Genomic DNA, 20,432 nt, shown 5'->3' on the forward strand with positions numbered 1-20,432 from the left:
CACTGGGATACTTGTCCCCAGAAGAATTTGGTAGAAACTTAAATAAACAAAATATTGCCGCTTAACTAAATGTCAACTTTAATGTTGCAATTCCACACTGCCCTGCAACCTCGTTTAGAGTATAACAGATCAAAGACTAAGCGCAGGAAAGATAAAGCCTTTATAAGCGTTCCTATTCATCCTGTTGCGTTGAAGCTATATAAAAAATATGCCGGTACATTGCAGGATAAATATTCTACACATAATTCTTTAGACAGAGCTTTAAGTATCGGCATGAATGCACTCAGCACAAAATTGAATATACCAGAATTAGAATTTATAGATGCCCGCCGTATGTTTGGCTCCTGGGCGAGGAATATTTGCCGGTGTTCAAAGGATGATGTCGGATTGGCGATGAACCATAAGGATCAGTCTAACCAGATAACGGATATTTACATCACTAAGGATTGGTCTATTGTCGATGAGGTACAAGCCAAGGTCATTGAGTTGGTGCGAAGAAGGAGCAAAAAGTTTTTCAGGTGGAAGCATAGGGTTCAGTTGGAACTGAAACCAGTGAATTCTATCAGATAACTTGTTGCTGATTCGGCGTGCAATGCTCATTTTGGTACATGTTCAAATTGTTGGCGCATTAGATCATGAATTTATATATATTATCAAATAACTGTATATCAGTATATATTGAAGTTTTTTTGCATGAATTTTACAAAAATATTCTTGTGTTTACCCACGAGATATACTACCTTTACAGCTTTGAAAGGAAAAGCCATCATGACCAAGTTAAACGAACTGAAAAAACATTTAAAACGTGGAAAGGTATATCGCCGAACCGAACTGACTAAATGGTCTAAGTCGGTTGATCGTCATCTTGAAATGCTTTTAGAGGATGGAACTTTACAGAAATTGTCCCAGGGATTATATTATTATCCAAAGGAAAGTGCCTTCGGCGCAATTCCACCTGAAGAGGAGGCATTAGTTCGTAGTTTTCTAAAAGATGATAGATTTCTTCTGACGTCTTTAAATCTGTATAATAGCTTAGGCGTGGGTACCACTCAGCTTTACAATATAAGAACTGTATACAATCACAAACGTAATGGGGAATTTCAATTGGGTGGCCAAAAGTTTTCTTTTCATGTTAAACATCATTTTCCTAAGAAATTGACGCTAGAGTTTTTGCTGGTGGATCTGGTTAATAATCTACAAAAATTAGCGGAAGATCAGGAAGAAGTTCTTAAAAATGTATCATCTAAGGTTCAGACTATGGACACAAAGAAACTTGAGGATTCCGTTTTGGAATATGGTAATGCTAAAGCCAAGAAGATTCTTTTGCCATTGATGAATAGAAAAGAACAGCTAAAACATGCCAGCTAATTATCTTCATGAGCGCAAAGACTTTTTGGACTTATTGCAAATTGTAGCTGGTGAAACAAACATACAGGTTGGACTGGTTGAAAAGGATTACTGGATCATGCACGTCTTATATGGGCTAAAGAAACAGGGGCTAAATTTCGAATTAAAGGGAGGTACTTCTCTAAAGGATATAAGATAATACATCGTTTTTCTGAAGATATTGATATTCATATCACATCACCCCCAGAATTAAAAGTAAAGGAAAACCCCGGTAATAATAATACTGGTAGCGTAAAGTCGAGAAAAGACTTTTATGATTGGCTGGCTATGAATATTGAGATCGAGGGTATTGTTTCTGTGGAAAGAGATACCTTGTTCGATGATGAAAAAGCCTATCGTAGTGGTGGGATCAGATTGTTTTATGAGACGAAAACAGACCGCATAGAAGGAGTCAAAGAAGGGATTATTTTAGAAGCCGGATTTGATACGATTACCCCAAATACACAACTTACCATAAGCTCATGGGTTTATGATAAGATAGCTGGCAATAAAGTTCTTGAAATCATAGATAACAGGGCAGTAAGTATAGTTTGCTATCATCCTGGATACACTTTTGTTGAGAAACTTCAAACGATCGCAACGAAATTTAGGCAGGAACAGGAAACTGGAATTCCAAAGCCCAATCTGATGAGGCAATATTATGATATCTACTGCTTGTTAGATAATAGTGCTGTACAGGATTTTTTAAATACCGATGAATATCAAGCGCATAAAAGGGCTAGATTTCCAAAACAAGATTATGCTATTCCAATAGCGCAGAATCAAGCATTCCTTCTTGACACTCCTGAATTAAGAGCCCAGTTTCGCAAGCGTTACCAAGATACAGCCGCACTCTATTATCAGGCACAGCCTGATTTCGATGATCTGTTAGGCCGATTAAAAACTTATATACATAAACTCTAATAATCTACTGGTCCTATTAAGGGAGAAACATGTAAGTCTATATAAAATTGCTGATAAACTATTAGAAAGGCATCGTGGCTATCAAAATAAACAGCAATTATAATATTGTGATCTATCTTTCAAAATCATAGCAGATAGTTAACGTGGTAAAAGTTACTTTATGTGAGCGATCATCCTTTAATCCAGGAAAACTTAAAGTCGCCATAAGTAACCTTCCGGTGTTCAATGATTCTGTTCAACCTTTGCGGGAATTTCACCAGATAGTCTCTGGCTTTTCCCCCTTGATAATGCATGCTGATTTTAATTTACGAAAGGAAGTAGTTTTTTCAATGTAAATATGTATATACATGCATGATTGCTTAATGTGCTTATTAGATCAGTTTTCAGTGTATTTTGTGCCCTGAATATTTATTTTATATTTTTTTGTTTGGTCAATATAATTACTATGTTTGTACATAATACTACCACTGTATAACCAAATATTTGTGCTTTCGCTCAGGCATCCGGTCTGAGCTAGCCTGTCGCCAGTAATATGTACATGCCTTAACAGTAAAATGGATTCAAACTTAAAAGATGATATGCTGGAAACCAGCACCAGGCTGCGTAAAACAGCCCAGTACCTTATGCCATCAAGATTGCCTGAGCAACCGGATGTAACAGACGGGTATAATATCTACCCTGTATTCAGTCTGGGGGCGGATAAAATATTTAGTGGTTACGCTTCCCTAACGCAGTGGATGATCGGAGAAAAGAATATAGTAATTGATGGATATGGTGGTGTTTTCTGGGACCAGGTGCAGGAAACTATTAACCATTTTCTCGCTAAAGAAGGACTGAATGCCAACTGGTTCATTACCAGTGATTACTTGAAACCGGTGACGGAAATCGATGAGCTGGTAGCACCATTTTTGGGTACTGAAAACGCTGTTTGGGGTACAAAATGTACCCTGACCCTCGCAGATATGTATCAGTTGGATCAACTTTCTGCTATAAAACCTGATGAGCAGGCAGATCTCAATATCGTCCTGGGCACAGGCGCGGCACTGGCTAATTGGGATGCTCCTATCCTGTATATCGATCTTCCGAAAAATGAATTGCAGTTCAGGATGAGAGCCGGTTCTATCAACAATTTGGGAGCAGGAGAGCTGAAAGAAAGCTTTAAAATGTACAAGCGCTCTTATTTTGTAGACTGGGTACTGCTGAACAAGCACAAAAAAGCTATCCTGAACAAGATCGTCACAGTGGCCGACGGGCAATGGCCGGATCATATCAACTGGATGTTCAAAACCGATCTGTCGGAAGGCCTTGGCAAAATGAGCCGATCCGTCATTCGGGTACGGCCCTGGTTTGAACCCGGCGCATGGGGCGGACAGTGGATAAAGGAGCGGATCGGACAGCTCAATAACGATGTTGTCAATTATGCCTGGTCTTTTGAGCTGATTGTTCCGGAAAATGGACTGGTGTTTGAAAGCAATGGCAACCTGCTCGAAGTATCATTTGATATGCTGATGTTTGAAAACCAGAAGCAGGTACTCGGCAAACATGCCGATATCTTTGGGGATGAGTTTCCTGTACGGTTCGACTTTCTTGATACTTACGGGGGCGGTAATCTTTCCATCCAATGCCATCCGCGTCTAAATTATATCAGGGAAAATTTTGGCGAAAATATCACACAGGATGAAACCTACTATATCCTTGACTGCGAAACCAATGCAACAGTATATCTTGGCTTCCAGGAGGATATCGATCCTGAAACTTTCAAAGCCGTTCTTAAACACAGTGAGGAAAAAGCTGAAGAGATTGATATTACACAATATGTACAGTTACATGAAGCGAAAAAACACGATCTGTTCCTGATCCCGAATGGTACGGTTCATAGTGCCGGCAAAGGGAGTCTCGTGCTCGAGATCAGTGCTACACCTTATATTTTTACTTTCAAGATGTACGACTGGGTTCGCCTGGATCTGGAAGGTAAACCAAGGCCGATCAATATCGATCATGCATTCCATAATCTTGATTTCAACCGTAAAGGTGAGCAGGTCAGTAAAGAGCTGATTTCCAAACCTGTGGTGATTGAAGAAGCAGAAAACTGGCAGGTCGTTCATCTGCCTACGCATAAAGATCATTTCTATGATGTCTACCGCCTTGAATTTGACGGAGAGATCTTCAGAAATACAGATGATTGCTGTCACATCATGATGCTGGTGGAAGGTTCTGCTGTCAGCATCGAAACCGCAGATGGCACCAAACATACCTATGCTTATGCGGAAACCTTTGTAGTCCCTGCGGCGGCTGGATCATATACTTTAACCAACCTGGGTGAAGGCCGCGCGAGGGTTATTCTTGCATTTTTAAAATAACAGATATGAATGATGCTCTGAACAATACTTCTCCAACGAAAAGCAGCATGTACCTGTATCTTGTTTGTCTGGTGGCTGCACTGGGTGGTTTTCTGTTTGGCTTTGATACTGCGGTAATTTCCGGGACGATCAGCCTGGTAAAAAGCGATTTTAACCTTAGCCCGGTCAGTGAAGGCTGGTTTGTCAGCTGTGCGCTGCTCGGTTGTATTTTTGGGGTTAGCTTTTCCGGTAAACTGAGCGATCGGTATGGCCGCCGGATCGTACTCATTATCTCAGCCGTACTTTTCCTGACTTCCGCGATCGGTTGTATGCTTTCTGTATCATTTACTTTTCTTATTGTCTTCCGTCTGGTAGGAGGGTTGGGTATAGGTGTGGCTTCTATGGTATCACCGCTGTATATTTCTGAATTTGCCCCCTCGCGTTTACGTGGCATGATGGTTTCTTTATACCAGCTGGCCTTAACTATCGGTATTGTACTGGCTTATTTTTCCAATGCATACCTCGCGGATCATACGGGGGTGATACACAATACTGAAGTGATGACGCGTATCTTTTCTACTGAAGTATGGCGTGCTATGCTGGGCCTGGGTGCGCTGCCCGCGGGTGTATTCTTACTTTGTCTGTTCCTGGTCCCCGAATCGCCCAGATGGCTGTTGCTGCAGGGGCAGGAACGAAAAGCAGCGGATATACTCGTGAAAATTGACGGTGCCGAAGCTGCCGGGCGTGAAATCCAGGCTTTTAAGGCGCAAGGGGATATTCGTAAGGGCTCGATCATAGAACTCTTTACCCCAGTGTACCGCAAGGCTTTATGGATCGGTTTATTGCTGCCGTTCCTCTCGCAGGTCTGCGGCATCAATGCCGTGATCTATTATGGTCCGCGAATTCTGGAACAGGCCGGCTTCACATTGAACAATGCGCTGGGTGGTCAGGTAACGATTGGGCTGGTGAACGTGGTATTTACCTTTGTCGCCATTTTTACGGTGGACAAATGGGGCAGAAGACCGCTATTAATGGTAGGCATTGGCGGTGCGGTGGTCTCACTACTGATCATCGGGGCGCTCTTTGCTTTCGGAATTACTTCAGGCCCATGGATACTGCTGTTTATTCTCGCATTTATCGCCTGTTTTGCTTTTTCTTTCGGCCCTGTCTGCTGGGTGGTGGTGGGGGAAATTTTTCCGAATGCAATCAGGGGTGAAGCGATGGCACTGGCCACTTTATCTTTATGGATAGGGAACTTCCTGGTCGGACAACTCACCCCTCTTATGTTAGCGGGTCTCGGTTCATCATGGACGTTCTGGATTTTCGCGTTATGCTGTTCTCCCGCACTTCTGCTCACCTGGAAACTCATCCCCGAAACCAAAGGCCGAACCCTCGAAGATATTGAGGCCCACTGGAAAAAAGATTATGAACATTAAAAAAATATAACAATCAACCTTTAACCAAATATTACCGTATGAAAAATAAACTACTCAACGGGCTGGTGCAGATACGCTGGCCTTATCGCAAACCAATGGCGGCCATCCTGGTATGTGCCACCTTATATACCGGGCCGGTGGTGTTTGCCGCCAGCCTGCCCAATCACCCATTAGCACAGCAGGCAGATATCGTAATGTCAGGCCGTGTGCTGGATGAGAAAAAACAACCTGTACCGGGCGTGAGTGTCAATATCACCGGTACCAAAATCGGCACAGTTACCGATACGAACGGAAACTATAAACTTACCATACCTGATGGTTCCGCAGGAAAAAGCCTCACCTTCACCTATGTGGGTTATACCACACAGGAAGTCCTGATGGCCGGTAAAACCGAGATCAGTGTTAGCCTGGTTCCGGTAAGCAACGACCTGTCTGAGGTGGTTGTAGTAGGATATGGTACCCAATCACGTGTGAGCGTGACGGGTGCTGTAAGCCAGGTCAGTTCAAAAAACATCGAAAACAAACCTGTTCTCAATACCTTGCAGGCTTTACAGGGCGAAGCGCCCAACCTGACCATCCAGCAGAGCCAGCTCAACCCCGGCAGTAATGTCAATATTAATATCCGCGGGGTAGGTACGCTGGGTAATAATGATCCTCTGGTAGTTATCGACGGGATCATTGGAGGTAATATCAATACCCTCAATCCCAATGATATTGCCAGTGTATCCGTATTGAAGGATGCAGGTTCGGCTGCGATCTACGGTTCCCGTGCAGCGAACGGCGTTTTACTGGTGACCACCAAAAGTGGCAAGATCAATCAGAAACCATCGCTCAGCTATAACTCAAGTTATGGCCTTCAAGACCCAAGGGTTCTTGTGCATAAGGTTGATGCAGCGGAGAATGCGGAATATAAAAATCAGTCTTTAGTCAATGCCGGTTTACCTGTAGCCTATACGGCCGATCAGATCCAGGAGATCCGGAACATGGGTCCTGGAACATGGGACATCGAGCACCTGTTAAAGACCGCCCCTCAGCAATCACAAAACGTCAGTATCAATGGTGGCGGACCAACCAGTTCCTATTATTTATCAGCGGGTTACCAGGATCAGAAAAGTAACCTGATCGGGAACGGCGGTTCAGGTCCGGATTTCGGCTATACCAAATACAATGTGCGTTTAAACCAGACTTCGCAAATCGGAATCCTGAGGGTCAATATGATCCTCAATTATACCAAAGCACGTAACAAATCAAACAGTGTTGGGGACAACAATATTTTTGCTGATGCAAACCGCGTTCCACAGAACTACAACTTTCAGGATGCTGACGGAAACTACCTCACCAACCCGGTTGCTTCACAGTACAGTGGATATGGCATCCTGGAAAAGGGAGGATACGAACAGACGGACAATGACGAGATCTTCGGTAATTTCAACGGACAGATCAACCTCACAAAAGACCTGAAAATAACCGGGATCTTCGGAGGAACAATCGCCAACAATGGTTATTTTTTCAGACGTTCCAAAGTGAATTACCTTCCTTCCGGGGTTTATGGTGATGATCTTACAGTAACCGACCGCAATAATAAATCTGTACTCCTGAATACTCAGTTATTGCTGGAATATGGTAAAACGATTCAGGACCATAGCTACAAGATCTTGTTCGGCGCTTCTAATGAAAACTTCAGTATCAGAGGATTTCAGTTACAGAAAACCCTTACTGATCCTTACCTGGGCACCTCTACAACCGGAACGCTGATCGATGCGATCAATTCCACCAACAGTATCGGTGTGGAGCAGAGGAGCCTGAACTCCCTGTTCTCCAGAATTAACTATGCGTACAAAGGCCGCTATCTGTTCGAAGCCACAGTAAGGAATGATGTGTCCTCCAGATTTGCAAAAGGAAACCGTTCCAGTATATTCCCATCTGTCAACCTGGGATGGCTGATCATGGATGAATCCTTTATGCAACCGCTGAAAAATACCATCAGCAATCTTAAATTACGTACCACCTATGGTATCCTGGGTAATCAGAATGTGGGTGCTTCCCTGGGAGATCCTAACTTAGGGAACTACCAGTTCCTGACCACCTATTTCAATTACGCAAGTGCCTATGGATTTAATGGCCAGCCGGTTGGCGGTGCAGGATTCACCCTGGGCAATCCGGCGCTGACCTGGGAAAAAGCGGCTACCCTCAACATTGGGGTTGACCTGGGCTTTTTCGATAATAAGCTGACAGGATCATTTGATTACTTCAACAAGGTGACCAGAGATATCCTGCAACCGCGTTATGATGTTCCCGCGTTATTTGGTGCAGGGTTGCCGGATTATAATGTGGCGAAAGTTCGCAATCAGGGCTGGGAAGCTACCATCGCTTACCATATGACCACCGGTGCAGCGGAACATAGTTTCAGTTTCAACATCGCGGACAGCAAAAATAAACTGCTGAAACTGACCGGCGGTACCAATGAGCAGATCCTCAACCAGGATGTGTTCCAACTGATCAGAAGAGTAGGTGAGCCGATCACGCAGTATTATGGTTACCAGACCAATGGCTATTTCCAGAACGCTTCGGATGTGGCCACTGCGCCTAAACCTGTGGGTGCAAATGTTGGCCCCGGGGATATTAAATTCGTAGACCGGAATGGTGATGGTGTGATCGATGATAAGGATAAAACTGTTTTAGGGAATCCCTTCCCGCGCTACACTTTCGGTTTCACTTACAGGCTGAACTATAAAAACTTTGACTTCCAGGTGTTCATTCAGGGTGTAGGTAAAAGGGACGCTTTCCTGAGGGGCGAACTCGTGGAACCTTTCCACTATAACTATGGTGCAACAGTGTATGAGCACATGACGGATTTCTGGACACCAGATAATCCGGATGCAAGATATCCGCGTCTGGCGGCAATAGGCTCCGGTTCCAATACCAATAACTGGCGTCAGGGTTCTGATGTATACAAATTCAATGCAGCCTATGCCCGTCTGAAAAACCTGAACATCGGTTATACTTTCCCGCAGCGCATCAGCAGGAAAGCAGGAATGGAACGTCTCCGTATCTCCCTGATCGGACAAAACCTGTTCACCGTTAGCAAGCTTAAATTTATCGATCCGGAAACAACCGAGTTTGGGAACAGTGTAGCAGTAACCACCGGCTCCAACAGTGCACGCAGTTATCCGCTGCCGGTATTTTACGGTGCCGGTTTAGACATCACTTTTTAAGGACATATTTAATTTATAAGACGATGAAATTTTTAACTCATATATTGATTGCCGGATTGATAGCCATTACGGTAACAGGATGTAAAAAACTGGATCTGGAGCCTACCGACCGCTTCTCTGAAAGTAATTTCTGGACGGTAGATGCTAACGTATATAGTGCCCTGAATAATAACTACGGCCTGATGTATACCAGCATGATGTTCTTCTACAATGAATCAACCTCTGATAATGCATACAGTACAACAGGCGACTATGCCCTGATCGCCAGTGGCAATGCGAATGCGTCCCAGGCACAGTTCCTCAATGACTGGAAATATTATTACAGCACGATCAAGTCCTGTAATGTCTTTCTCGCCAACGTTGACCAGAACAAAACACTGCCGGCAGCAACGATCAGCCGTCTGAAAGCCGAAAATCGATTTATCCGTGCCTTCGCGCATTTTAACCTGACGAAATGGTATGGCGACGTACCTTTGATCGATAAGGACATCACGGCTGAGGAGGCCAAAACGATTGCACGCAGCCCTAAAGCTACAGTGATCAAATTCGTAACCGATGAACTGGAAGCTGCTGCTGCGGCACTGCCTGCTAAAGAAGCTATTCCGGCCAGTGAGAACGGAAGGATCAGCAAAGGAGCTGCGATCGCGCTTGAAGCCCGTGTATTATTATACGAAGGCAACCGCATGGCCGATGTAATCACCCTGTGCGAAAGGCTGATCAGGGAAGGCGGTACCAACGGGCAGTACAGCCTGGTGAACAACTATTCTGATCTTTTCAGTAACCCCACTGTGAATAGAACTAATAATGAGGTGATCCTTTCCCTGCAATATGTGCCTTCGGTACGTACCTGGAGCGAATTTTTTGATTTTGCACCACGCTCTGTGGGCGGTCGTGTAAGTGGTATGGCCCCAACTCAGGAATTAGTAGACGACTATATCACACTCAATGGCAGAGGAATCAGCGAAACCGGTTCGGGCTATATTGAAACCAACCCTTATATCAACCGCGATCCGCGCCTGACAGCTACGGTGGTTTACGATAAATTTAACTGGGTAAGACCAGATGGAACGGTCAAAGTGATCTATATCAAACCAGGTACCGATCCTGATGCTTCACGCCTGGATGAATACAGTGCAGCCTCACAGGCTTCTTCGCCAACCGGTTATTACTGGCGTAAATATTTTGACCCGATTGCCCTGACATCCTTTGCTTCAGGCACTAACCTCCACCTGCTTCGGTATGCAGAAGTGTTGCTGACCTATGCTGAAGCCAAACAATCCCTCGGCCAGCTGGATGAGACCGTATGGAACAATACCATCCGCTTATTGCGTCAGCGTGCAGGTTTTACTGATGCTGCCGCCTTAAGTTTTCCGGGAACAGCGAATCTAACCACCATTATCCACCGTGAACGCAGGTCTGAATTGGCGATGGAAGGTCTGAGGACAGATGATCTCCGCCGCTGGAAAATCGCAGAAACTGTGCTGAACGGCTATGCACATGGTGCAAAATTTGGTGATCCTGCGATAGATAACGGCTATATCCGTGCACAAAGAAGAACATTTACGGAGAAGGATTACCTTTGGCCAATACCATCTTCAGAGATAGGGCTCAATGGCAATCTGACACAGAACCGGGGTTACTAACTGATATTCCTTTTATGAAAAAGAAACTAAGCATCGGATGTATACTATTGGCAGCAGCATTGGCTTCCTGCAAGGTAAAACAGGACAGCGTGCTGCATTATGTAGACCCTAATATCGGGACTGCACACAGCAGGTGGTTCTTTTATACCCCTGCTGCTGTGCCTTATGGTATGGCAAAACTTGCTCCTTCCACCAACGGACATTATGGAAATGCCTCTGGCTGGGAAGCGGTAGGTTATGATACCCGCCAAAACTCGATAGAGGGTTTTGTCCATTTCCATGAATGGCAGGTTGGCGGACTCAGTTATATGCCCACTACAGGCAAACTGAAAGTGAGACCGGGAGATCTGGACGGTAAAACAGCGGGCTACCGTTCCAATTTCGACCGTAAAAACGAAGTGGCCGAACCCGGTTACTACAAAGTACTGCTATCTGATTATGGGATCACTGCCGAACTGACAGCTACCAAAAGGGTAGGCTTCCAGCGGTATCGTTTTCCAAAAAATGAGCAGAGTCATATCATCCTGGATATTGGCAATAAGCAGGGGGAAAGTGGTGAAGTGACCGATGCCAGCATTAAAATGATCGACGACACGCATTTTGAAGGCTATGTATTTACCTATCCAAAATATGTAAAGATCTACGACCCTGCAGGAAAGGTGGCGATGTTCTTTTATGGTGCGCTTAGCAAAAAGCCTGCTGATGTGACGGCTTTTACAGCTAACGCGATCCAGGCTAAAACCACGGCAGCCAAAGGGCTGGGTGCGGGTTTAGTCCTGAACTATCAGACTGCTGCTGATGAAACTATAGAAGTGAAAACCGGCTTGTCCTATACTTCGATCAATAATGCAAAATTAAATTTCGCCACAGAAGCCAGAGATTTAACGTTTGAACAGGCCCGTAAAGATGCACAGGAAACCTGGCAGCAGGAACTGGGAAAGATCAGCGTTGAAGGCAAAAACGAGCAGGACAAAACCAAATTTTACACCGGGCTTTTTCATGCGCTTTTGGGCAGGGGTATTGCCAGTGATGTGAATGGTGCTTATCCGAAACATGGCGGTATGGCTGGTCAGCTCCCTGAGCAGAAAGATAATGGGATGAAAGCTGAATTTATCAATACTGACGCGATCTGGGGCGGCTACTGGAACATTACGCAACTCTGGGCGCTTAGCTACCCGGAATGGTATGGTAGTTTTGTGAACACCCAGCTGCAATTGTATAAAGACCGCGGCTGGTTTGGGGATGGGATTGCCAACAGTGAATACATTTCCGGTGTAGGTACCAACTTTGTGGGCTTAGCAATTGCTGCAGCCTATAATTCAGGCATCCGCAATTACGATACGGAACTGGCCTATCAGGCAGTGAAGGCGAACGACCTGAATTACAAAAACCGTATCCTCGGGGCAGGAAAACTGGATACCAAAGCTTTCTTACAATATGGCTATGTGCCACACCTGGAGCAGACAGGTCGTGATTTTGTGACCGATTCTACCGGATCGAATTTCTCAGGATCACATACGCTGGAATATAGTTTCAGTGCCTATGCTACCGCTCAGATGGCGAAAGCGATGGGTAAGACAGCCGATTATCAGGAGCTGACCAAATATGCAAACGGCTGGAAGGCTTTGCTGAACCCGAAGAACAAACTGATGCAGCCTAAGCGTGCAGACGGAACTTTTATAGGCAAATTTGATCCTTACCAACCCTGGCGCGGATTCCAGGAGGGCAATGCGATACAGTATACTTTTTATGTACCACAGAATCCGGGAGGTTTGGTAGAAGCGATTGGCCGCGACAACTTCAATAAAAGACTGGACAGTATTTTCACTGTCTCTGAAAAACTTGGTTTTGGCGGCGGCAAGTCCATTGACGCTTTTGCCGGAATTAATGCAATCTATAATCATGGAAATCAACCGAATCTGCATATCAGCTGGCTGTTCAATTTCTCGGGGCAGCCCTGGTTAACGCAAAAATGGACGCGGCTGATCGGCCGGGACTTTTACGGTACGGAACCGATACATGGCTATGGGTACGGACAGGACGAAGATCAGGGACAATTAGGCTCCTGGTATGTGATGAATGCGCTGGCGCTGTTTGACGTAAAAGGTTTAACGGATGCCAGGCCGGTCATCCAGCTGGGAAGTCCGCTGTTCGATCAGGCAAAGATCACCCTGGGAAATCAGAAAACCTTAACAATCGTAACGAAGAACAATGGTAAAGACAACTTTTATGTACAGTCGGCTACCTTTAACGGAAAACCATTGGATAACTGCTGGCTGTACCGTGATGAGTTAATGCGGGGAGGTGAGCTCGTCTTTACAATGGGCAACCAGCCAAACAAGAACTGGGGCACTAAAGTTCCGCCTCCATCTGCCCAATAAAACAACACACTTTCTTTATATTTACTGACCATATATAAGATCTGATCCATGAAATTCTTACTCAAAACCTCATTTCTGGCACTTGCCTTAACTTTCTCTGCTTCGTCTGTTATGCGGGCACAGAATAACCTGGGTAAATACGTCAATACTTTTATCGGCAGTTACCCGCTTACTGATCCTAAAATACTGGGATATGAATTGCCTGAAGACTGGCGTTCCTGGGCGGGGCTGACCTTTCCTGGCAGTTCAATGCCCAATGCTATGGTGCAGCTGAGCCCGATGACGGAATATGGCTCCGGTGCAGGATATGAATATGAAGACAATATTATTTACGGTTTCACTCATACCAACAAGGGACACTGGAACCTCTGCAATATTCCGCTTATGCCTGTATGGGAAGGCGGGATAGCCGGTGCCAAAGCGGCGATTGCCGCCTCTCACAATACAATAGAAGGAAAGGGGAAGAATCCTGCAGATTTCGGATCTTTATTTTCCCATGATAAGGAAAATTCTGCGCCAGGCTTTTACCAGGTCTATTTGGAAAATTATAAGGTGAAGGTAAGCCTGACGTCAACCTTGCGCTGCGGATTTCACCGATATGAATTTACCGGTACCAGTGGCAGGCAGATCATCTTTGATCTGGGCAGGGCCAATAATACTATTTCAAACTGGGAGATCACTCAGGCTGGCAAGAATGTATTACAGGGTTTTCAGCAGACGGGAGAGCGCATTTATTTCTATGCTGTGCTCAACACTGAGATCAGCTCGGTGGAGAAAATCAATGATGCGAAGGCCCGGGGTTATGCACGTGTGAAATTATCCAATGGGCACAAGGGGCCGGTGGAAGTGAAGATCGGTCTGTCATTTGTCAGCACCGCCAATGCGAAAGAAAATCTGGAGAAAGAGATTGGCTCCAAAAACTTTGAGCAGATCCATCAGCAGGCTGCACAGACCTGGGAACAGGTACTCTCAAAGATTCAGGTTAAAGGGGGAACAGGGAAGCAAAAGCAACTCCTGTATTCCTGCCTTTACCGTTCGTTACTATGGCCTGCGCTGCGCAGTGATATGAACGGGGATTATACTGATGTCAAAGGGCAGCATGTGCAGTCCTCAGATTTTAATTACTATACCGAACCTTCTCTTTGGGACACTTACCGGAATAAAGATGTGCTGTTAGGGCTGATCTCTCCGAAGGTAGCCCTGGATGTGATCAAATCAATGAAAGATGTGGGTGACAAAACCGGTTTTATCCCTACCTTTTTTCATGGAGATCATGGCGCTTCCTCCATTGCCGGCGCTTATCTGCGCGGGATAGATAATTTTGATGTAAAAGGTACTTATGCCATTTTACTCCGGAACGCCAATATTTCCCCGGGGGCGCGGCCACATTTGGCAGAGTACATTGAAAAGGGATATATTTCTGACCCTGAAATCGCTCATCCGGAAGTTGAAACTAAAGCCAATGCGGGTGTTTCCAAAACGCTGGAATATGCTTATGATGATTATTCACTGGCTCAGATAGCGAAGAAATTAGGAGATACTGCCAATTACCGGATACTGATGGCCAGATCCAAGAATTACAAAAATATGTTTGATCCTTCCACCAGGTTTATGCGGGGCAGGTTAAAAAACGGGGAATGGATCAAGCCTTTCGACCCTACTTATCCCTATTATGAATATATGTACCGGGAAGCCAATGCCTGGCAGGTTTCTTTCTTTGCACCACATGATATGAAAGGCTTGATCGAACTGTATGGCGGCCCGGCAGGTTTTGAATCCAAACTGGATTCGCTGTTCACGCTGCCCTGGAACCCGAAACATATTGCCAGAAATGTGGAAACCTTTATTGGTCAGTATTGTCATGGCAATCAGCCCGATCATGAGGCTCCGTTTGGCTATACTTTTATCGGCAAGCCGGAAAAAACCCAAAAGGTGCTTGACAATATCCTGAACAACCTTTATGGGATTGGAGATAAGGGACTGGCACTGGCGGGGATGGATGATGCAGGAGAAATGTCTGCATGGTATGTTTTAAGTTCAACCGGCCTGTATACGTTCTCTGCTACAGATCCCGAATATCTTGTTACTGCGCCATTATTTGATGAGGTGAAATGGACAACCAATACCGGCCGGACTTTAACGGTTAGCAAGCCTGGAAAGGGCAGGGGCATTACTTCTATAAAGGTGAATGATAAATTGAATGAGGGATATTTTGTATCGCATGATCTCTTTAAGAATGGCGGAAAGGTGGAGGTAGTTACAAAGTAGAGGCTTTTACTATATTGTATTTCTTGTAATACAAACCACTACATGACTTTCATAATTGCGTCTATATTCTATGATCGGCTTAATTAATAATTTTGATATGTGAAATCAAACAAATATCAATTTAATTAAAAGATCATGAAAAAAGTATTCATTTCTATGTTAGTTGCATCAACACTATTTGCTGCTAAATCATTTGCACAAGTTTCTGCTACCGCTAATGCAGGTGCTGACATTGTGGCACCCATTGCTATTCTCAAAACAGGCGATATGAATTTCGGGATTGTAGCCCGGAGTAATGTCAACGGCTGGGTTCAATTATCAGCTGCCGGCGTCCGTACCACAACAGGTGGTGCTTTATTACTATCACAAACAGGAACCGTGACCCCAGCGACGTTTGCGGTAACAGGGGAAGCGGGTTACACCTACGCCATCACCCTCCCGACTTCTGTTACCCTGACTAATACCACTGGTGCTGGTGGTGAAACTATGGTTGTAGAGAATTTTGTAAGTACTCCTACTGTTGCAGCTGGTGGCGTATTAGTTGCTGGTACCCAAACATTATCGGTAGGTGGCGAACTGGTGATCGCAGGCAACCAGGTATCCGGTAACTATTTGGCCGGTACACCATTTACTGTCACTGTAAATTACAATTAATTGAAATTCATCTGATAAGAGACATGGCATCGCTATGTCTCTTATTTTTAATTCAAACACAAATTTGATATTATGACTATTTCAGCCGCTTCTGTAACAGGCTTACTGCCAAATGTTATTCACGCTATACTTATTTTTTTTTGGTTAGTTACCTTATCATTATGTATGCCCGAAAATGCAAAAGCCCAGGGAAATTTATTGATTCTTCCCAAGCGGATTGTCTTTGACGGTAGCCGGAGGACCCAGGACCTGAACCTGGCCAACACCGGAAAAGATACAGCAACGTACATTATTTCTATGATTCAGATCAGGATGAAAGAAGACGGCACTTTTGAAAATATTACCCAGCCAGATTCGGGGCAATATTTTGCAGATAAAAGTTTACGTATTTTCCCCCGTTCTGTAACCCTTGCGCCCAGAGAATCCCAAACCGTAAAAATACAGGTGATACAGGCAGCGAACCTTGGTCCTGGCGAATACCGTTCCCATATCTACTTCAGGGCCGTTCCACGCACAACCGCTGCTGGAGAAAAGCCGGTTGTAACAGACTCCGCCAATCTATCAGTAAAACTGGTGCCTGTTTTTGGCATCAGTATACCGGCGATCATCCGGGTTGGAGAAAACTCATCAGGAACAGCTATCTCAGATGTGTCGGTTGACCTGGTGAATGTCCAGAAACCGCAGCTGAACATGTGCCTGAACCGCATCGGTAATATGTCTGTTTACGGAGACTTGTATGTCAATTATATATCACTAACGGGGAAAAAGATCCGGGTTGGCGCTGTTAATGGAATAGCTGTTTATACACCATTACCGCGCAGAAAAGTAACCATGAAATTAGATATCCTGCCAGGGGTTGATTATCATAGCGGAAAACTGGAAATACAATACGCATTGCCGACAGCAGCTAAAATAGTCATGCTATCTGAAAAGGAATTACCACTGCAATAACCAATGGCAAATCCGGTTACCTGCATTACAATAAATAAAATCGTCATGACAGCTACTCAAATAATAACCCGGATTATACCACTGTTATCGGCAGGTTTTTTTTTGATGCTAACCGTTTCACCGGCGAAGGCCCAATTCACTACTACTGTTATTCAACAGTTAAATTTTGGTACCTTTTGTCCGGTTGGCGCAAGCGGTTCCATTACCATTTCACCAGCGGGCGTACGTACCGTAGCCGGCGACATCATTACTATTAATCAAAATAGTGCACTATATATGCAGGCTATTGTCGAAGTAGAAGCTCCTATAGGCAGCAGATTAACCATTGTAAATTCCAATACGCAATTAAGGGGAAGTAACGGTGGAGCGATGACACTTCATATCAATAGCACCGACCCTGTTTCTTCTGTAATTACAACAACATCGAAAACCAATATTAGCATTGGCGGCACGCTGATGATCTCAAATATGACGGCGAACCCTTCTGGAAAATACAGTGGTTCATTTGATGTCACCTTTATAATAGAATAGGCTTAGCCGGTTGTTCCCATGAAAAATCAAACGGTATACCGGATATGGAAATACAGTCTGTATAGACACAGTCCTAAAATATGCCGGATAGCTATTGTTGTGATGTTATTAACTTTTCATCCCTTATCATCTGTAGGTCAGGTAAAACCGGATGATGAAGATATTTCTGTTTCGCTGGATATGCCAGGTTTAGGAACTGCAGATATTCCGGCCATTATCAGGGGTAAGGACAGCTACCTATCGGTAACAGATTTTTTCACCTTTTTAAAAATCAATGTTATCCCATCGGCCAGTCAAGACTCCGTATCAGGGTTTCTGCTCGATCCCCGCGACATCTATCTGATAGACAGGCTCCATCACCTGATTTGGTATCAGGGAAAACGAAATAATATTGCTATAGATGATTTGATCAGCACGGCTACTACGCTTTATCTGAAATCAGATTATTTCGGTAAAATCTTTGGCTTAAACAGTCTGTTCAATTTCCGCAGTCTCTCCGTTAGTATTGATACTAAGCTCGATCTGCCGGTTTTTCGGGAGATAAGGCAAAAACTGACGCGCGATCATATTAACCATACCAGCGGGATTGTAAAAGTGGACTCTACCGTTGGCCGCAGCTATTCGGGTTTTAAAATGGGGATGGCAGATTGGTCGGTGGTCTCTACCCAACAACGGGGTGCTAAATATACCGGGCTTAATCTGTCTCTTGGCGCCGCGCTGGCCGGCGGAGAAGCAGATGTTTTCTTAAATTACAATAATACCCAGCCATTTACTGTCCGTAACCAGTTTTACATGTGGCGTTTTGTTGACAATAACAATCCACTCTTCCGGCAGTTTATAGCCGGTAAAATAGCACCACAGACTATAGCATCCATCTACGGGCCGGTAACAGGTATACAACTTACCAACAGATCGTCTATTAACAGGAATGCTTTCGGCACTTATAAGTTAAGCGATATAACAGAACCCGGGTGGAAAGTTGAACTTTATGTTAATAATGAATTAGTTGATTATCAACAGGCAGATGCCTCTGGCTTTTTCTCTTTTGATGTACCTATTGTTTACGGTAACACGTTAATAGACCTCAGGTTTTATGGGCCCTGGGGGGAGGAACGCTCACAAAGACGAAATATAAATATCCCGTTTAATTTCCTTCCTGAAAAAGAATTTGAATATACGTTGTATGCGGGGATAGTGGATAATGGCTCTAACCATAGTTATGCAAGGGGTAATTTAAACTACGGTCTTACCAGGAAAATAACCATTGGCGGCGGGATGGAATATTTCTCCGCTATCCCATCCCGCAAAGAAACACCCTTTTTGAATACTTCATTTAGGCTGACATCCAATTTATTGTTATATAGTGAATATGCTTATGGTGTAAGAACCAAGGGGATTCTTAATTATCGGCTTTCCTCAGACCTGGAATTGGAACTGAATTATATCCGTTATCATCAAGGTCAGCAAGCTGTATTGTTTAATTATAACGAGGAAAGGAAAGCTATAATCAACTTTCCCATAAGAGGCAGAAACTTTACCTTGTTTTCAAGGCTTACCTTAGATCAGGTATTTTTGCCATCTGCACAATTTACTAATGCTGAACTACTGTTTTCTGGTGTGATTGCCGGTATAAACACGAACCTGACCACATTCAGTAGGTTAAGCGGAGAGAATGCAGCCCTCACCTACAGCATTTTATCACAGACATACCGTTTGCCGCAACGGCTGCTCTTTACTCCGAAAGTACAATATGAATATGAAACGAAAAAAGTTATCACTACCAAATTTGAAATAGAAAGACCGATACTGAACTGTGGTTTTATCAAATTATCCTTTGAAAGAAACTTTCGCTCCAATAGTTACACTACCGGCATAGGTTTGCGTTATGATTTTTCATTCGCAAGAACGGCCTTTGCGGCATCCCATAACAACCAAAGCGGATTCACCCTAACCCAATCCGCGACAGGAAGTTTATTATATGATCAGGCCAGCCACTATCTTACCGCCAATAATAACAGTAATGTAGGAAAGGCAGGTTTTACGGTTATTGCCTATCTTGATCTCAATGGAAATGGTGTAAAGGATCCGGCTGAACCAAAAGCGGCCGGGCTTTCCCTGCGGATGAATGGGGGGATGATAAAATATAATGAAAAGGACACACTCATCCGGATTACCAACCTGGAAGCCTTCAGGACATATACCTTATCGCTTAATGCAAATGGCTTTGATAATCTTACCTGGCAGTTGAAAAAGCCTGTAATCAGTATAACAGCAGAACCCAACCAATTCAGGAAGATAGAGATACCGGTTACCGTGGCCGCTGAAGTTTCAGGTATGGTATATGTGAAAAATAATAATGAGCGGCAGGGCCTGGGGAAAATCAGAGTGAACTTTTATGATCAGCAGGCGCAGCTGATTAAACAGGTACTGAGCGAAAGTGATGGTTATTTCAGTTATTTGGGCTTAGTTGCCGGCTCTTATACAGTTAGCATTGACACGACTCAATTACAGCACCTGAAACTGACCGCATCACCTGCAAATTTACCGGTAACTATTCGGCGGAGCATCGATGGTGATGTAGTCGATGGATTGGAATTCATACTTAGCACCATACCAAATGACTTTCAAAAGTCTCCGTAATGCTGATAATAGAGCAAATAGGAATAATATTCACTAAAATAATTGCGGCTACCACTAATAATAC

At 44.3% G+C, this 20,432-nt stretch carries 14 protein-coding genes; all 14 read left to right on the forward strand.

The window, feature by feature from the left end:
- Nucleotides 1–81: 81 nt before the first annotated feature.
- The 14 genes from BLW16_RS17320 to BLW16_RS17380 all read left to right on the forward strand — a co-directional run bounded on the left by BLW16_RS17320 (nt 82) and on the right by BLW16_RS17380 (nt 20,368).
- On the forward strand, nt 82–570 hold the full coding sequence (locus BLW16_RS17320) for a hypothetical protein (protein WP_090558956.1): 489 nt from the start codon (nt 82–84) through the stop codon (nt 568–570).
- Between the two features lie 180 nt (nt 571–750).
- Nucleotides 751–1,368 (forward strand): DUF6088 family protein, encoded by a 618-nt coding sequence (locus tag BLW16_RS17325; RefSeq protein WP_245735359.1) that lies wholly within the window; start codon nt 751–753, stop codon nt 1,366–1,368.
- Nucleotides 1,358–1,546, forward strand: coding sequence for a hypothetical protein (locus BLW16_RS23535; RefSeq protein ID WP_217631592.1), 189 nt, complete (start codon nt 1,358–1,360; stop codon nt 1,544–1,546). Before BLW16_RS17325 ends, BLW16_RS23535 begins: the two co-directional genes overlap by 11 nt.
- A 32-nt stretch (nt 1,547–1,578) precedes the next feature.
- A complete protein-coding gene (locus BLW16_RS17330; RefSeq protein ID WP_245735369.1) occupies nt 1,579–2,310 on the forward strand; it encodes a nucleotidyl transferase AbiEii/AbiGii toxin family protein in 732 nt (243 codons plus the stop codon).
- 554 nt (nt 2,311–2,864) lie between these two features.
- Nucleotides 2,865–4,670, forward strand: a complete 1,806-nt coding sequence (locus tag BLW16_RS17335; RefSeq protein WP_090558958.1) for a class I mannose-6-phosphate isomerase — start codon at nt 2,865–2,867, stop codon at nt 4,668–4,670.
- Nucleotides 4,671–4,675: 5 nt separating this feature from the next.
- Complete coding sequence (locus BLW16_RS17340; protein ID WP_090558960.1) at nt 4,676–6,085, forward strand: sugar porter family MFS transporter; 1,410 nt, start codon at nt 4,676–4,678, stop codon at nt 6,083–6,085.
- 38 nt (nt 6,086–6,123) lie between these two features.
- Nucleotides 6,124–9,300 carry a SusC/RagA family TonB-linked outer membrane protein gene (locus BLW16_RS17345; protein ID WP_090558962.1) on the forward strand — a complete coding sequence of 1,059 codons (3,177 nt, stop codon included), beginning with the start codon at nt 6,124–6,126 and terminating at the stop codon, nt 9,298–9,300.
- Between the two features lie 23 nt (nt 9,301–9,323).
- On the forward strand, nt 9,324–10,943 hold the full coding sequence (locus BLW16_RS17350; RefSeq protein ID WP_090558964.1) for a RagB/SusD family nutrient uptake outer membrane protein: 1,620 nt from the start codon (nt 9,324–9,326) through the stop codon (nt 10,941–10,943).
- Between the two features lie 14 nt (nt 10,944–10,957).
- Entirely contained in the window at nt 10,958–13,324 is a 2,367-nt protein-coding gene (locus tag BLW16_RS17355; protein ID WP_090558966.1) for a GH92 family glycosyl hydrolase, read from the forward strand.
- 48 nt (nt 13,325–13,372) lie between these two features.
- Nucleotides 13,373–15,592: a GH92 family glycosyl hydrolase gene (locus BLW16_RS17360; protein ID WP_090558968.1), complete on the forward strand. Its 2,220-nt coding sequence runs from the start codon at nt 13,373–13,375 to the stop codon at nt 15,590–15,592.
- A gap of 156 nt (nt 15,593–15,748) precedes the next feature.
- Nucleotides 15,749–16,246, forward strand: a complete 498-nt coding sequence (locus BLW16_RS17365; RefSeq protein ID WP_217631593.1) for a DUF4402 domain-containing protein — start codon at nt 15,749–15,751, stop codon at nt 16,244–16,246.
- A 165-nt stretch (nt 16,247–16,411) separates the two neighbouring features.
- A complete protein-coding gene (locus BLW16_RS17370) occupies nt 16,412–17,197 on the forward strand; it encodes a fimbrial biogenesis chaperone (RefSeq protein ID WP_090558971.1) in 786 nt (261 codons plus the stop codon).
- A gap of 45 nt (nt 17,198–17,242) precedes the next feature.
- A complete protein-coding gene (locus BLW16_RS17375) occupies nt 17,243–17,728 on the forward strand; it encodes a DUF4402 domain-containing protein (RefSeq protein ID WP_175470631.1) in 486 nt (161 codons plus the stop codon).
- An 18-nt stretch (nt 17,729–17,746) separates the two neighbouring features.
- A complete protein-coding gene (locus BLW16_RS17380; protein ID WP_139298351.1) occupies nt 17,747–20,368 on the forward strand; it encodes a hypothetical protein in 2,622 nt (873 codons plus the stop codon).
- Nucleotides 20,369–20,432: the final 64 nt, after the last annotated feature.

The sequence above is a fragment of the Pedobacter hartonius genome, from assembly GCF_900107535.1.
GTDB classification, from domain to species: Bacteria; Bacteroidota; Bacteroidia; order Sphingobacteriales; family Sphingobacteriaceae; genus Pedobacter; species Pedobacter hartonius.

Bases quoted from the DNA above. Each gene is read 5' to 3' on its own strand.
- BLW16_RS17320 (WP_090558956.1), top strand. From the start codon at position 82: ATGTTGCAATTCCACACTGCCCTGCAACCTCGTTTAGAGTATAACAGA.
- BLW16_RS23535 (WP_217631592.1), top strand. From the start codon at position 1,358: ATGCCAGCTAATTATCTTCATGAGCGCAAAGACTTTTTGGACTTATTG.
- BLW16_RS17335 (WP_090558958.1), top strand. From the start codon at position 2,865: ATGGATTCAAACTTAAAAGATGATATGCTGGAAACCAGCACCAGGCTG.
- BLW16_RS17340 (WP_090558960.1), top strand. From the start codon at position 4,676: ATGAATGATGCTCTGAACAATACTTCTCCAACGAAAAGCAGCATGTAC.
- BLW16_RS17345 (WP_090558962.1), top strand. From the start codon at position 6,124: ATGAAAAATAAACTACTCAACGGGCTGGTGCAGATACGCTGGCCTTAT.
- BLW16_RS17350 (WP_090558964.1), top strand. From the start codon at position 9,324: ATGAAATTTTTAACTCATATATTGATTGCCGGATTGATAGCCATTACG.
- BLW16_RS17355 (WP_090558966.1), top strand. From the start codon at position 10,958: ATGAAAAAGAAACTAAGCATCGGATGTATACTATTGGCAGCAGCATTG.
- BLW16_RS17360 (WP_090558968.1), top strand. From the start codon at position 13,373: ATGAAATTCTTACTCAAAACCTCATTTCTGGCACTTGCCTTAACTTTC.
- BLW16_RS17365 (WP_217631593.1), top strand. From the start codon at position 15,749: ATGTTAGTTGCATCAACACTATTTGCTGCTAAATCATTTGCACAAGTT.
- BLW16_RS17370 (WP_090558971.1), top strand. From the start codon at position 16,412: ATGCCCGAAAATGCAAAAGCCCAGGGAAATTTATTGATTCTTCCCAAG.
- BLW16_RS17375 (WP_175470631.1), top strand. From the start codon at position 17,243: ATGACAGCTACTCAAATAATAACCCGGATTATACCACTGTTATCGGCA.
- BLW16_RS17380 (WP_139298351.1), top strand. From the start codon at position 17,747: ATGAAAAATCAAACGGTATACCGGATATGGAAATACAGTCTGTATAGA.